The 13,830-nt window shown below is 52.2% G+C and carries 11 protein-coding genes, 2 tRNA genes and 4 rRNA genes; 5 read left to right on the forward strand and 12 right to left on the reverse strand.

The window, feature by feature from the left end; all coding sequences use genetic code 11:
- Window positions 1-5 precede the first annotated feature (5 nt).
- On the forward strand, window positions 6-764 hold the full coding sequence (locus ACQG2G_RS20115) for an amino acid ABC transporter ATP-binding protein (protein ID WP_013099005.1): 759 nt from the start codon (window positions 6-8) through the stop codon (window positions 762-764).
- Between the two features lie 106 nt (window positions 765-870).
- Here ACQG2G_RS20115 and rrf (ACQG2G_RS20120) read toward each other — a convergent pair.
- The 6 genes from rrf (ACQG2G_RS20120) to ACQG2G_RS20145 all read right to left on the reverse strand — a co-directional run bounded on the left by rrf (ACQG2G_RS20120) (window position 871) and on the right by ACQG2G_RS20145 (window position 6,083).
- Window positions 871-986, reverse strand: a 5S ribosomal RNA gene (rrf, locus tag ACQG2G_RS20120).
- A 43-nt stretch (window positions 987-1,029) separates the two neighbouring features.
- Window positions 1,030-1,105: transfer RNA gene (locus ACQG2G_RS20125), tRNA-Thr, on the reverse strand.
- Window positions 1,106-1,119: 14 nt separating this feature from the next.
- Window positions 1,120-1,235, reverse strand: a 5S ribosomal RNA gene (gene rrf, locus ACQG2G_RS20130).
- A 63-nt stretch (window positions 1,236-1,298) separates the two neighbouring features.
- A 23S ribosomal RNA gene (locus ACQG2G_RS20135) occupies window positions 1,299-4,201 on the reverse strand.
- A gap of 182 nt (window positions 4,202-4,383) precedes the next feature.
- Window positions 4,384-4,459: transfer RNA gene (locus ACQG2G_RS20140), tRNA-Glu, on the reverse strand.
- A gap of 84 nt (window positions 4,460-4,543) precedes the next feature.
- Window positions 4,544-6,083: ribosomal RNA gene (locus ACQG2G_RS20145) — 16S ribosomal RNA — on the reverse strand.
- The 16S, 23S and 5S rRNA genes sit together here with 2 tRNA genes alongside, the layout of an rRNA operon.
- Window positions 6,084-6,557: 474 nt before the next feature.
- Between ACQG2G_RS20145 and ACQG2G_RS20150 the strand changes: the two genes are divergently transcribed.
- On the forward strand, window positions 6,558-7,112 hold the full coding sequence (locus ACQG2G_RS20150) for a gamma carbonic anhydrase family protein (RefSeq protein WP_061772527.1): 555 nt from the start codon (window positions 6,558-6,560) through the stop codon (window positions 7,110-7,112).
- Here ACQG2G_RS20150 and ACQG2G_RS20155 read toward each other — a convergent pair.
- The 6 genes from ACQG2G_RS20155 to dprA are packed head-to-tail and all read right to left on the reverse strand — an operon-like array spanning window position 7,088 to window position 10,871.
- The gene (locus tag ACQG2G_RS20155) at window positions 7,088-7,336 is read right to left on the reverse strand and encodes a DUF1488 domain-containing protein (protein WP_061772526.1); all 249 of its coding nucleotides are present in this window, start codon (window positions 7,334-7,336) and stop codon (window positions 7,088-7,090) included. The genes ACQG2G_RS20150 and ACQG2G_RS20155 overlap by 25 nt on opposite strands.
- Window positions 7,333-8,151, reverse strand: coding sequence for a shikimate dehydrogenase (gene aroE, locus ACQG2G_RS20160; RefSeq protein WP_061773086.1), 819 nt, complete (start codon window positions 8,149-8,151; stop codon window positions 7,333-7,335). The genes ACQG2G_RS20155 and aroE overlap by 4 nt, the downstream gene beginning before the upstream one ends.
- Before the next feature lie 4 nt (window positions 8,152-8,155).
- Window positions 8,156-8,728, reverse strand: a complete 573-nt coding sequence (tsaC, locus tag ACQG2G_RS20165; protein WP_038420961.1) for an L-threonylcarbamoyladenylate synthase type 1 TsaC — start codon at window positions 8,726-8,728, stop codon at window positions 8,156-8,158.
- Complete coding sequence (locus tag ACQG2G_RS20170) at window positions 8,721-9,275, reverse strand: DNA topoisomerase family protein (protein WP_013099010.1); 555 nt, start codon at window positions 9,273-9,275, stop codon at window positions 8,721-8,723. Before ACQG2G_RS20170 ends, tsaC begins: the two co-directional genes overlap by 8 nt.
- Window positions 9,276-9,301: 26 nt before the next feature.
- Window positions 9,302-9,775: a DUF494 family protein Smg gene (smg, locus tag ACQG2G_RS20175; protein ID WP_013099011.1), complete on the reverse strand. Its 474-nt coding sequence runs from the start codon at window positions 9,773-9,775 to the stop codon at window positions 9,302-9,304.
- Complete coding sequence (dprA, locus tag ACQG2G_RS20180; protein ID WP_061772525.1) at window positions 9,747-10,871, reverse strand: DNA-protecting protein DprA; 1,125 nt, start codon at window positions 10,869-10,871, stop codon at window positions 9,747-9,749. Before dprA ends, smg begins: the two co-directional genes overlap by 29 nt.
- Window positions 10,872-10,998: 127 nt before the next feature.
- Here dprA and def point away from each other — a divergent pair, with 127 nt between their 5' ends.
- Genes def through rsmB form a run of 3 tightly spaced genes read left to right on the forward strand, consistent with a single transcriptional unit; the run spans window position 10,999 to window position 13,820 of the window.
- Window positions 10,999-11,508 (forward strand): peptide deformylase, encoded by a 510-nt coding sequence (def, locus tag ACQG2G_RS20185; RefSeq protein WP_013099013.1) that lies wholly within the window; start codon window positions 10,999-11,001, stop codon window positions 11,506-11,508.
- A 25-nt stretch (window positions 11,509-11,533) separates the two neighbouring features.
- Complete coding sequence (fmt, locus tag ACQG2G_RS20190; RefSeq protein ID WP_061772524.1) at window positions 11,534-12,481, forward strand: methionyl-tRNA formyltransferase; 948 nt, start codon at window positions 11,534-11,536, stop codon at window positions 12,479-12,481.
- 52 nt (window positions 12,482-12,533) lie between these two features.
- Entirely contained in the window at window positions 12,534-13,820 is a 1,287-nt protein-coding gene (gene rsmB, locus ACQG2G_RS20195; protein WP_061773085.1) for a 16S rRNA (cytosine(967)-C(5))-methyltransferase RsmB, read from the forward strand.
- Window positions 13,821-13,830: the final 10 nt, after the last annotated feature.

A 13,830-nucleotide genomic window follows, 5' to 3' on the forward strand; every position in this document is an offset into this window, starting at 1 on the left:
AAATTATGAGCCAAATAACTATGACACCCGCCGACGCGATGATTACGCTGGAAAACGTGAATAAATGGTACGGGCAATTTCACGTCCTGAAAGATATCAATCTTAAGGTCAAGCAGGGCGAACGCATTGTCCTTTGCGGCCCTTCCGGGTCCGGGAAATCGACAACCATTCGCTGCATCAATCACCTTGAGGAGCATCAGCAGGGGCGTATTGTTGTTGATGGTATCGAACTGAATGAAGACATTCGCAACATCGAACGCGTGCGTCAGGAAGTCGGGATGGTGTTTCAGCACTTTAACCTGTTCCCCCATCTGACGGTGCTGCAGAACTGTACGCTTGCGCCGATTTGGGTGCGCAAAATGCCAAAAAAGGAAGCTGAAGCGTTAGCGATGCACTATCTGGAACGTGTACGTATTGCTGAGCACGCCAATAAATTTCCAGGCCAGATATCGGGTGGCCAGCAGCAGCGTGTGGCTATCGCCCGTTCACTGTGCATGAAGCCCAAAATTATGCTTTTTGATGAGCCAACTTCAGCGCTGGATCCTGAAATGGTGAAAGAAGTTCTGGATACCATGATTGGACTGGCGCAATCCGGAATGACTATGCTGTGCGTGACTCACGAAATGGGGTTCGCCAGGACCGTGGCTGATCGGGTGATCTTTATGGATCGCGGAGAGATTGTTGAACAGGCGCCACCGGATGAGTTCTTTGCGCATCCGAAGTCAGAACGCACGCAAGCATTCCTGTCACAGGTGATTCACTAGTCGTTTGTTATGCCGGGTGGCGGCTTCGCCGTACCCGGCCTACGCTGTGTGCCGTGTAGAAATGCAAAAAGGCCATCCTTTCGGATGGCCTTTTCACTTGTTTGATGTCTGGCAGTTCCCTACTCTCACATGGGGAGACCCCACACTACCATCGGCGCTACGGCGTTTCACTTCTGAGTTCGGCATGGGGTCAGGTGGGACCACCGCGCTAAAGCCGCCAGACAAATTCTTTTACTTCTTGCCGAACTTTAACCTAAGTATAAAGTGGTGCTGATACCCAGAGTCGAACTGGGGACCTCACCCTTACCAAGGGTGCGCTCTACCAACTGAGCCATATCAGCACACTAAATTTGATGCCTGGCAGTTCCCTACTCTCACATGGGGAGACCCCACACTACCATCGGCGCTACGGCGTTTCACTTCTGAGTTCGGCATGGGGTCAGGTGGGACCACCGCGCTAAAGCCGCCAGGCAAATTCTGTTAATCTGTATCAGGCTGAAAATCGTCTCTTCGCCAAAACACCTTCGGCGTTGTAAGGTTAAGCCTCACGGTTCATTAGTATCGGTTAGCTCAACGCATCGCTGCGCTTACACACCCGACCTATCAACGTCGTCGTCTTCAACGTTCCTTCAGGAGACTTTAAGTCTCAGGGAGAACTCATCTCGGGGCAAGTTTCGTGCTTAGATGCTTTCAGCACTTATCTCTTCCGCATTTAGCTACCGGGCAGTGCCATTGGCATGACAACCCGAACACCAGTGATGCGTCCACTCCGGTCCTCTCGTACTAGGAGCAGCCCCCCTCAATTCTCCAGCGCCCACGGCAGATAGGGACCGAACTGTCTCACGACGTTCTAAACCCAGCTCGCGTACCACTTTAAATGGCGAACAGCCATACCCTTGGGACCTACTTCAGCCCCAGGATGTGATGAGCCGACATCGAGGTGCCAAACACCGCCGTCGATATGAACTCTTGGGCGGTATCAGCCTGTTATCCCCGGAGTACCTTTTATCCGTTGAGCGATGGCCCTTCCATTCAGAACCACCGGATCACTATGACCTGCTTTCGCACCTGCTCGAGCCGTCACTCTCGCAGTCAAGCTAGCTTATGCCATTGCACTAACCTCCTGATGTCCGACCAGGATTAGCTAACCTTCGTGCTCCTCCGTTACTCTTTGGGAGGAGACCGCCCCAGTCAAACTACCCACCAGACACTGTCCGCAACCCGGGTAACGGGTCTACGTTAGAACACCAGCCATTAAAGGGTGGTATTTCAAGGATGGCTCCACGCAGACTGGCGTCCACGCTTCAAAGCCTCCCACCTATCCTACACATCAAGGACCAGTGTTCAGTGTCAAGCTATAGTAAAGGTTCACGGGGTCTTTCCGTCTTGCCGCGGGTACACTGCATCTTCACAGCGAGTTCAATTTCACTGAGTCTCGGGTGGAGACAGCCTGGCCATCATTACGCCATTCGTGCAGGTCGGAACTTACCCGACAAGGAATTTCGCTACCTTAGGACCGTTATAGTTACGGCCGCCGTTTACCGGGGCTTCGATCAAGAGCTTCGCGTTGCCGCTAACCCCATCAATTAACCTTCCGGCACCGGGCAGGCGTCACACCGTATACGTCCACTTTCGTGTTTGCACAGTGCTGTGTTTTTAATAAACAGTTGCAGCCAGCTGGTATCTTCGACTGATTTCAGCTCCACCCGCAGGGGCTTCACCTACATATCAGCGTGCCTTCTCCCGAAGTTACGGCACCATTTTGCCTAGTTCCTTCACCCGAGTTCTCTCAAGCGCCTTGGTATTCTCTACCTGACCACCTGTGTCGGTTTGGGGTACGATTTGATGTTACCTGATGCTTAGAGGCTTTTCCTGGAAGCAGGGCATTTGTTACTTCAGCACCGTAGTGCCTCGTCATCACACCTCAGCGTTAAAAGGTACCGGATTTACCTGGAACCTCCGCCTACATGCTTAAACCGGGACAACCGTCGCCCGGCTAACATAGCCTTCTCCGTCCCCCCTTCGCAGTAACACCAAGTACAGGAATATTAACCTGTTTCCCATCGACTACGCCTTTCGGCCTCGCCTTAGGGGTCGACTCACCCTGCCCCGATTAACGTTGGACAGGAACCCTTGGTCTTCCGGCGAGCGGGCTTTTCACCCGCTTTATCGTTACTTATGTCAGCATTCGCACTTCTGATACCTCCAGCAACCCTCACAGGCCACCTTCAACGGCTTACAGAACGCTCCCCTACCCAACAACACATAGTGTCGCTGCCGCAGCTTCGGTGCATGGTTTAGCCCCGTTACATCTTCCGCGCAGGCCGACTCGACCAGTGAGCTATTACGCTTTCTTTAAATGATGGCTGCTTCTAAGCCAACATCCTGGCTGTCTGGGCCTTCCCACATCGTTTCCCACTTAACCATGACTTTGGGACCTTAGCTGGCGGTCTGGGTTGTTTCCCTCTTCACGACGGACGTTAGCACCCGCCGTGTGTCTCCCGTGATAACATTCTTCGGTATTCGTAGTTTGCATCGGGTTGGTAAGCCGGGATGGCCCCCTAGCCGAAACAGTGCTCTACCCCCGAAGATGAGTTCACGAGGCGCTACCTAAATAGCTTTCGGGGAGAACCAGCTATCTCCCGGTTTGATTGGCCTTTCACCCCCAGCCACAGGTCATCCGCTAATTTTTCAACATTAGTCGGTTCGGTCCTCCAGTTAGTGTTACCCAACCTTCAACCTGCCCATGGCTAGATCACCGGGTTTCGGGTCTATACCCTGCAACTTAACGCCCAGTTAAGACTCGGTTTCCCTTCGGCTCCCCTATACGGTTAACCTTGCTACAGAATATAAGTCGCTGACCCATTATACAAAAGGTACGCAGTCACACCCGAAGGTGCTCCCACTGCTTGTACGTACACGGTTTCAGGTTCTTTTTCACTCCCCTCGCCGGGGTTCTTTTCGCCTTTCCCTCACGGTACTGGTTCACTATCGGTCAGTCAGGAGTATTTAGCCTTGGAGGATGGTCCCCCCATATTCAGACAGGATACCACGTGTCCCGCCCTACTCTTCGAGTTCACAGCCTGTGCATTTTCGTGTACGGGACTTTCACCCTGTACCGTGCGACTTTCCAGACGCTTCCACTAACACACAAGCTGATTCAGACTCTGGGCTGCTCCCCGTTCGCTCGCCGCTACTGGGGGAATCTCGGTTGATTTCTTTTCCTCGGGGTACTTAGATGTTTCAGTTCCCCCGGTTCGCCTCGTTAACCTATGTATTCAGTTAACGATAGTGTGACGAATCACACTGGGTTTCCCCATTCGGACATCGCCGGGTCAAGGGTTCATATCACCTCGCCGGCGCTTTTCGCAGATTAGCACGTCCTTCATCGCCTCTGACTGCCAGGGCATCCACCGTGTACGCTTAGTCGCTTAACCTCACAACCCGAAGATGTTTCACTTCTGATTGCGAAAATTTGAGAGACTCGAACACACATAACATGTGTGTCGTTTCAATTTTCAGCTTGATCCAGATTTTTAAAGAGCAAATATCTCAAACATGACTCGCAAGTCAGTTTTGAGATATGACGGCAGGTGACTTTCACTCACGAACCAGCAAGTGGCGTCCCCTAGGGGATTCGAACCCCTGTTACCGCCGTGAAAGGGCGGTGTCCTGGGCCTCTAGACGAAGGGGACGTACAGTCTCAATCGCAAGACGCCTTGCTATTCACTTTTCATCAGACAATCTGTGTGAGCACTACAAAGGCAGGTTCTTTAAGGTAAGGAGGTGATCCAACCGCAGGTTCCCCTACGGTTACCTTGTTACGACTTCACCCCAGTCATGAATCACAAAGTGGTAAGCGCCCTCCCGAAGGTTAAGCTACCTACTTCTTTTGCAACCCACTCCCATGGTGTGACGGGCGGTGTGTACAAGGCCCGGGAACGTATTCACCGTAGCATTCTGATCTACGATTACTAGCGATTCCGACTTCATGGAGTCGAGTTGCAGACTCCAATCCGGACTACGACGCACTTTATGAGGTCCGCTTGCTCTCGCGAGGTCGCTTCTCTTTGTATGCGCCATTGTAGCACGTGTGTAGCCCTGGTCGTAAGGGCCATGATGACTTGACGTCATCCCCACCTTCCTCCAGTTTATCACTGGCAGTCTCCTTTGAGTTCCCGGCCTAACCGCTGGCAACAAAGGATAAGGGTTGCGCTCGTTGCGGGACTTAACCCAACATTTCACAACACGAGCTGACGACAGCCATGCAGCACCTGTCTCACAGTTCCCGAAGGCACCAATCCATCTCTGGAAAGTTCTGTGGATGTCAAGACCAGGTAAGGTTCTTCGCGTTGCATCGAATTAAACCACATGCTCCACCGCTTGTGCGGGCCCCCGTCAATTCATTTGAGTTTTAACCTTGCGGCCGTACTCCCCAGGCGGTCGATTTAACGCGTTAGCTCCGGAAGCCACGCCTCAAGGGCACAACCTCCAAATCGACATCGTTTACGGCGTGGACTACCAGGGTATCTAATCCTGTTTGCTCCCCACGCTTTCGCACCTGAGCGTCAGTCTTTGTCCAGGGGGCCGCCTTCGCCACCGGTATTCCTCCAGATCTCTACGCATTTCACCGCTACACCTGGAATTCTACCCCCCTCTACAAGACTCCAGCCTGCCAGTTTCGAATGCAGTTCCCAGGTTGAGCCCGGGGATTTCACATCCGACTTGACAGACCGCCTGCGTGCGCTTTACGCCCAGTAATTCCGATTAACGCTTGCACCCTCCGTATTACCGCGGCTGCTGGCACGGAGTTAGCCGGTGCTTCTTCTGCGGGTAACGTCAATTGCTGCGGTTATTAACCACAACACCTTCCTCCCCGCTGAAAGTACTTTACAACCCGAAGGCCTTCTTCATACACGCGGCATGGCTGCATCAGGCTTGCGCCCATTGTGCAATATTCCCCACTGCTGCCTCCCGTAGGAGTCTGGACCGTGTCTCAGTTCCAGTGTGGCTGGTCATCCTCTCAGACCAGCTAGGGATCGTCGCCTAGGTGAGCCGTTACCCCACCTACTAGCTAATCCCATCTGGGCACATCTGATGGCAAGAGGCCCGAAGGTCCCCCTCTTTGGTCTTGCGACGTTATGCGGTATTAGCTACCGTTTCCAGTAGTTATCCCCCTCCATCAGGCAGTTTCCCAGACATTACTCACCCGTCCGCCACTCGTCACCCGAGAGCAAGCTCTCTGTGCTACCGTTCGACTTGCATGTGTTAGGCCTGCCGCCAGCGTTCAATCTGAGCCATGATCAAACTCTTCAATTTAAAAGTTTGATGCTCAATGAATTAAACTTCGTAATGAATTACGTGTTCACTCGTTGAGACTTGGTATTCATTTTTCGTCCGAGGACGTTAAGAATCCATGTCACTTTGAGTGCCCACACAGATTGTCTGATAAATTGTTAAAGAGCAGTTGCGACGCGCTTCAGCGCTCTGTCGCGAGGTGGCGTATAATACGCTTTCCTCTTTCAGAGTCAACCCTGATTTTCAGGATTTTTTCTCTTCAACCGACCGGGTTGTTTGTGAAGTGATTCACATCCGCCGTGTCGATGGAGGCGCATTATAGGGATCCCATTTTTTAGCACAAGTATTTTTTAGATCTTTTTTTCTGACTGATGATTTTCCGCGCTTTTCGCTGAAATCCCGCCCGATCTGCTTAAATATTGACGTATTTTGCCTTGCCTCGATCCAAAAATATGATCAAAGTCTTCTGTATAGCGCTCATCTGTCGAGGTAGATATGTCTGCAGTACTACGTCCGTATAAAGATCTGTTTCCACAAAAAGGCGATCGCGTGATGATCGATGCCAGCAGTGTGGTCATTGGCGATGTCCGAATGGCCGAAGATGTCAGCATCTGGCCGCTCGTTGCGATCAGGGGAGACGTTAACTATGTGGCAATTGGCGCACGCACTAATATTCAGGATGGCAGCGTGCTGCATGTCACCCACAAATCCTCATATAACCCGGACGGCAATCCACTTGTTATAGGAGAAGATGTTACCGTCGGCCATAAAGTCATGCTTCACGGTTGCACTATCGGAAACCGGGTGCTGGTTGGCATGGGATCGATCCTGCTGGATGGTGTCATCGTAGAAGATGATGTGATGATTGGTGCCGGAAGTCTTGTCCCTCAACATAAACGGCTCGAAAGCGGCTATCTCTATTTAGGCAGCCCGGTAAAGCAGATCCGCCCCTTAACAGAAGCGGAAAGAGAAGGTCTGAAATATTCAGCGAATAATTACGTGAAATGGAAAGATGAGTATCTGGATCAGGACAGCCAGACCCAGCCCTGATCGTCTTCCTGCTGATCGCGGATCAAATCGCTGGCTTCTTCTTCAAGATCCCAGCGATTTTCGCAGAACACCTCTAATGGATTTGAGCCACCAAAGCGGCGCTCGAGCGTTTTACCGCTAATGGCACATGTCAGTTGCATCCCATGCACGAGCACCGGGAAACAGACTGCTTGCTTACTCTCATCCCACTGTTCTCTGTCGGGAAAGTGAATCGCCTGGTTCACGCCGTAAGTTCCTGTTTCAGCTTTTCAATGACAGGTTCGACAGCAGGTAATACACCGTGCCAGAGCAAAACTGCATGCGCAGCCTGCCCCACCAGCATGCCAAGGCCATCAGCCAGCTGTTTCGCGCCGTGTTGTTCACACCAGCGGAGGAAGTGAGTTTTCCCTTTCTGATAAAACATGTCGTAGCAATAGAGGTGGTTGTTTACCAAAGAGGACGGGATCGCCGGTACTTCCCCACCAATGCCGCTGGAGGTGGCATTAATGATAAGATCAAATTCATGGTGGATAAGATCATCAAGAGCCACCGCACTCACGCTGCCAGTATGTGCAAACAACGCCGCCAACGCTTCTGCCCGGGAAAAGGTGCGATTGGTAATGGTCACTGCACAATCCAGTGAAAGGAGCGGTAACAGTACGCCTCGCGATGCCCCACCAGCACCAATCAACAGAACCCGGAACCCGGGTTTGATAAATGAGAGTCTTTCCAGATCGCTAAGTAAGCCGATTCCGTCAGTGTTGTCACCGAGAAGGCGACCATCCTCCAGCCGTTTAAGCGTATTCACGGCACCCGCAAGAGACGCGCGCTCAGTTAATTCATCCGCACGTTCAAAGGCTTCTTCTTTAAAAGGCACCGTCACATTGGCACCTTTACCACCCGCGTCAAAAAAAGCATTCAGGGTGGTAACAAAGGCATCAACTGGTGCCAGCACCCGGCCATAGGGATGATCAATCTGCAGTTGTTCAGCAAACTGCTGATGGATCAACGGCGACTTGCTGTGAGCGATCGGATTACCAAAAACGGCATAGGTTTCCATCATATTACCCCTGGCGAAAACGTTCGCCTGTCAAGGCGTCGCGGATTTCCGACGGATTAAGACGACCTCCGGTTTCACCGACGGCTACCGGGAAGTCATTCCCGAACTGCGCCAGCACCTCTTCGGTGCTCCGGCAAGGAGGCTGCCCGGTAAGGTTGGCACTGGTTGAGACCAGCGGTTTACCAAACGCCAGACATAGCTCTACCACCAGCGGATGATCGGTGACACGGACAGCGAGGGAATCGAAACGCCCTGTTAACCAGCGTGGCGTAGTTGGCTGCGCCGGGAAAACAAAGGTCACCGGCCCTGGCCACGCCGAAAAGATGGTATCCCGTTGTGCTGGCGTGAGCATGGAATCATCAATATAGGGTTTAAGCTGCTCATAATTAGCAGCGATCAAAATCAATCCTTTTTCGACAGGTCTCTGTTTTAGCGTAAGTAAGCGATTCACAGCTGTCTCGCTGTCAGGATCGCAACCGACCCCAAAGACAGCTTCTGTTGGATAGGCGATGACTTCTTCATTTTTCAGGACCTCCACTGCGTGCGCAATGGATCCTGTTGGCAGGTTATTATTCACTGATTTCATCCGCCGAAACCGGCTTTCCACATTGTTTACTGGCGCAAAAGCGTTTCATACCTTGCGCCGTTTTCTTCTCTATAAGTAACGGATAATCGCAATGAGGGCAGGTACCCGCTACCGGTTTGAAATTGATAACGAACTGGCATTCAGGATAACGATCGCAGGAATGGAAGGTTTTACCAAAACGAGAACGACGCTGTACCAGTTGTCCGCGCTGGCACTGGGGGCAGGCGATTGCCGTTTCATCTGGCTTATCAATTTGTTCCGTATGTTCACATTCAGGATAGCGACTGCAACCAATGAACATGCCAAAACGGCCCTGCCGTAACGCCAGTTCGCCTCCACACTTCGGGCAAAGCTGCCCCTCCAGAATTTTAACGATATGTCCGTCCGCCTGGCTTTTCAGGGGACGAACATAATCACATTCCGGATAGTGTGAACAACCGAGAAACGGACCGTGTTTCCCGGACCGAATGACAAGTTCAGCCCCGCACTGTGGGCAGGGCTCGTTTTTATGCACCGTGAACAGTGCTGATTTGGCCATAACAACTCTTGGTGCTGCACAATGAATTAGTGCAGCATACCTTCATTCACTTCAAAGAGTAATTCTTCCATTTGTTGATAGGCATTTTCACAGCCTGGAATATTAAACAGAACCATCAGGATCACCCACTTGAGGTCATCCAGTTCGAACTCTGCCGTATCCAGCGCCATAACGCGCTCTATCACCATTTCTCTTGTTTCGAGGTTTAGCACCTGAATCTGCTCAAGGAATAAGATGAATCCCCGGCAGCTGGCGTCCAGCCTTTCACACTCTTCAGCGGTATAAATGCGCACAGACAATGGGTCAGAAGCAAGCTGCATCGGTTCGGCAAGGCCTTCCTGATAATCAGCCAGTTTTTCCAGCCACATCAACGCATTATAAATATCTTCCCGTTCAAACCCCGCATCGGTAAGATCCTGTGTCAATTTGTCCTGATCCACTCGCATTTCTGCTTCGTTATGGATGTAAGTCTCAAACAAATACATCAGTACGTCGAACATGGCTTGCCCTCCTCAATCGGACATAGCCGCCGGGTACAGCTGCGATCCACCCTGCTAACTCCAGTTCGAGTAGCTGTGCTACCGTTACTGGCACAGGTTGGCCGGCACGTTCAGCGACAACGTCAACAGGTGTTACCTCATCTCCTACGTTAGCCAGGAGGCTGGGAAATGGCAATGCCACCTTCTCCTGATCTGATGAAAAATGTCGCTTTTCGGGTTCATCTGTTAACCAGTGCAAGCCATATTGCAAATTTTCAAGGATGTCCTCGACGCTCGTCACAGGCGTTGCCCCCTGCTTGATGAGCCAGTGGGGGCCCTCACACCCCGGGTTACCTATCGGGCCAGGTAAGGCAAAGACTTCTCGCCCCTGTTCTAGCGCATATCGTGCCGTAACGAGTGAGCCGCTTCTTAAAGCGGCCTCCACCACCAGCACGCCCAGACTCAGACCGCTGATAATTCGGTTACGACGTGGAAAATTTGCCGGCCAGGGCGGCGCTGACAGCGGGAACTCCGACACAATAGTCCCCTCTGATTCGATAAGCCGTGCAGCCAGAGCCTGATGCCGACGGGGATAAATGCTAAACAGCCCGTTTCCAAGCACCGCGACACTTCGCCCTTTTACAGACAGCGCGGCGTGGTGAGCGACGCCGTCAATACCGCAGGCCAGCCCACTGGTGATCGTGAAACCACTTTGTGAAAGTTGTTCGCACAGGATTTTCCCCCATCGCTCACCGTACCAGGATGGTGCGCGGCTACCCACAACCGCCAGTTGAACGGTGTTAAGGGCTTCAGGATTGCCTTTAATAAACAATGCGCCGGGGTAGTCAGGGATCGTGCGAAGTAAAGGGGGATAACGAGGATCATCCGCCGTCAGCAGATGGTTCTCCGGCTGTTCAAGCCACGCCAGATTTCGTTGCAGTTCATTTTCATCAAGCGCAAAGAACTGTTGAGCCTGTTTTGTTGACAGCCCGGCATCTCTGACAACGGTATCATCAATCCTTGTCTGCATAAGTAGTCGCGCTGCCGCTGCGAGCATCTGATCACCACACAGAGAACCTGTGTGGATTAGCCGTAACCATATCTCCGTGGACGTCATCCTATTCCCTGCCATAAGCAGCCTCTGCAATCATTGCGATTGGTCACGGATGCTGTCAATCGATGGGGGATTTGTCTAGAATAGAGATAGTATTCTTATCAACTCCTGAACACGACTCTGGAAATTTATGGCAGTTTTGCAAGTGTTACATATTCCGGACGAGCGCCTTCGCATCGTCGCTGAACCGGTCAAAGAAGTGAATGCAGAAATTCAGCGTATCGTTGATGATATGTTCGATACCATGTACGCCGAAGAAGGCATTGGCCTTGCGGCAACTCAGGTGGACATTCACAAGCGTATTATCGTGATCGACGTTTCTGAGAATCGCGATGGCCGTCTGGTGCTGATCAACCCTGAGCTGTTGGAAAAGAGCGGTGAAACAGGTATTGAGGAAGGTTGTCTGTCTATTCCTGAACAGCGTGCTTTAGTTCCACGTGCCGAAAAAGTGAAAATTCGCGCCCTGGATCGTGAAGGCAACCCGTTCGAACTGGAAGCAGACGATCTGCTGGCGATTTGTATTCAGCATGAGATGGATCACCTGGTCGGTAAACTGTTTATCGATTACCTCTCACCATTGAAGCAGCAGCGTATTCGTCAGAAAGTAGAGAAACTGGATCGTTTGCGCTCCCGCGCATAACATCCCCCCGGATACAAGGATCATCGTGTCTAAAACACTACGTATTATCTTCGCGGGTACCCCTGATTTTGCAGCGCGTCATCTTGACGCGCTGTTATCTTCTGGCCACCAGGTTGTTGGCGTGTTTACCCAACCGGATCGCCCGGCAGGCCGTGGTAAAAAACTGATGCCCAGCCCGGTGAAAGTGCTGGCAGAAGAACACGGGTTACCGGTTTATCAGCCAGCATCCCTGCGGCCCCCGGAAAACCAGCAGCTTGTTGCTGACCTGAATGCCGATGTCATGGTGGTGGTGGCTTATGGGTTAATTCTGCCGAAAGCCGTGCTGGATATGCCACGACTGGGTTGTATCAACGTACATGGTTCTTTGCTTCCACGCTGGCGTGGTGCGGCGCCGATCCAACGTTCGCTGTGGGCGGGTGATGCTGAAACCGGTGTTACCATCATGAAGATGGATGTAGGTTTAGACACCGGCGACATGCTGTATAAACTGGCCTGTCCAATTACTGCAGACGATACCAGCGCCACGCTGTATGACAAGCTTGCGGACCTTGGCCCGCAAGGACTCATCAAAACTTTGCAGCAGCTTGCTGATAATACAGCAGCCCCTGAAGTTCAGGATGAGGCCCTGGTAACCTACGCCGAAAAACTCAGCAAAGAAGAGGCGCGGGTCGACTGGTCCCTCTCTGCCGCACAGCTTGAACGTTGCATTCGCGCCTTTAATCCATGGCCGATGAGCTGGATGATGATCGATGAGCAACCTGTCAAAGTCTGGAAAGCCTCCGTCATTGAAGGCAACACATCTGCTGAGCCCGGAACAATTATCGAAGTCAGCAAGAACGGTATCCAGGTGGCAACCGCGGAAGGGATCCTGAATCTGGAATCACTGCAGCCCGCGGGTAAAAAGGCAATGAGTGCTCAGGATCTGTTAAATTCCCGTCGCGAATGGTTTATCCCTGGCTCTCGCCTTGCCTGAGCAAATTTATTCTTAAGGCCCGGTGTTTCCGGGCATTTTTATTTTTACGGTTATGAAAAAACAAAATCTACGCAGTCTGGCGGCACAGGCCGTTGAGCAGGTTGTCGAGCAGGGTCAATCACTGAGTAATGTCCTGCCTCCACTGCAGCAAAAAGTGTCCGACAAAGACAAAGCTCTGCTTCAGGAGCTCTGTTTTGGCGTCCTGCGCACCCTTTCTCAGCTTGAATGGCTGATTAATAAGCTGATGTCGCGCCCAATGACCGGTAAGCAGCGTACCGTCCATTATTTGATTATGGTTGGCTTCTATCAGCTTCTTCATACCCGCATCCCACCTCATGCTGCGTTGGCTGAGACGGTAGAAGGTGCCGTCGCGATTAAACGCCCACAGCTCAAAGGGCTGATCAACGGCGTACTGCGTCAGTTCCAGCGTCAACAGGATGAACTTCTGGCAGAATTTGCAAAAAGCGAAACCCGTTTCCTGCACCCTGACTGGCTTCTGAATCGCCTCAAAAAAGCGTATCCGCAGCGGTGGCAGGATATTGCTGACGCAAATAATCAACGTCCGCCGATGTGGTTACGCGTTAACCGTAATCATCATACCCGCGATGCATGGCTGGCCTTGCTGGAAGAAGCCGGAATGAGTGGATTCGCGCATGATGCTTATCCTGATGCCGTGCGTTTAGCCTCCCCTGTGCCGGTGCATGCCTTACCCGGATTCGATGAAGGCTGGGTAACCGTTCAGGATGCCTCTGCTCAGGGCTGTATGAAATGGCTCGAACCCAAAAATGGCGAACAGATCCTCGACCTGTGTGCCGCGCCTGGGGGCAAAACAACGCATATTCTGGAAGTCGCACCGAAGGCCAGCGTAATGGCTGTGGATGTTGATGAGCAGCGACTTTCGCGTGTCTACGACAACCTTAAGCGTTTAGGTATGAAGGCGCAGGTCAAGCAAGGCGACGGACGTAAGCCTGCAGAATGGTGCGGTGAGACTCAATTCGACCGCATTTTGCTGGACGCTCCCTGCTCGGCAACCGGCGTTATTCGTCGTCACCCGGACATTAAGTGGCTGCGTCGCGACCGTGATATTAAGGAGCTTGCGCAGCTGCAATCCGAGATCCTTGACGCTATCTGGCCACACCTGAAGCCTGGCGGAACGCTGGTCTATGCCACCTGTTCCATTCTTCCGGAAGAGAATAGCCAGCAAATTTCAGCCTTCCTTAAACGCACTCCTGGCGCTACGCTGCGCGATACGGGGACACCGGAGCACCCGGGCCAGCAGAACCTGCCCGGCGCTGAAGAGGGTGATGGCTTCTTTTACGCTAAGCTAATCAAAGAGTGATGTTGAGAAC

This window comes from Enterobacter cloacae complex sp. 382A5 (genome assembly GCF_050031095.1).
In the GTDB taxonomy this organism is placed as follows: Bacteria; Pseudomonadota; Gammaproteobacteria; order Enterobacterales; family Enterobacteriaceae; genus Enterobacter; species Enterobacter cloacae.

Coding starts and splice junctions, on each gene's coding strand:
- smg (WP_013099011.1), bottom strand. CDS start 9,775: ATGTTCGACGTACTGATGTATTTGTTTGAGACTTACATCCATAACGAA.
- ACQG2G_RS20115 (WP_013099005.1), top strand. CDS start 6: ATGAGCCAAATAACTATGACACCCGCCGACGCGATGATTACGCTGGAA.
- def (WP_013099013.1), top strand. CDS start 10,999: ATGGCAGTTTTGCAAGTGTTACATATTCCGGACGAGCGCCTTCGCATC.
- ACQG2G_RS20170 (WP_013099010.1), bottom strand. CDS start 9,275: ATGGCCAAATCAGCACTGTTCACGGTGCATAAAAACGAGCCCTGCCCA.
- dprA (WP_061772525.1), bottom strand. CDS start 10,871: ATGACGTCCACGGAGATATGGTTACGGCTAATCCACACAGGTTCTCTG.
- rsmB (WP_061773085.1), top strand. CDS start 12,534: ATGAAAAAACAAAATCTACGCAGTCTGGCGGCACAGGCCGTTGAGCAG.
- ACQG2G_RS20150 (WP_061772527.1), top strand. CDS start 6,558: ATGTCTGCAGTACTACGTCCGTATAAAGATCTGTTTCCACAAAAAGGC.
- aroE (WP_061773086.1), bottom strand. CDS start 8,151: ATGGAAACCTATGCCGTTTTTGGTAATCCGATCGCTCACAGCAAGTCG.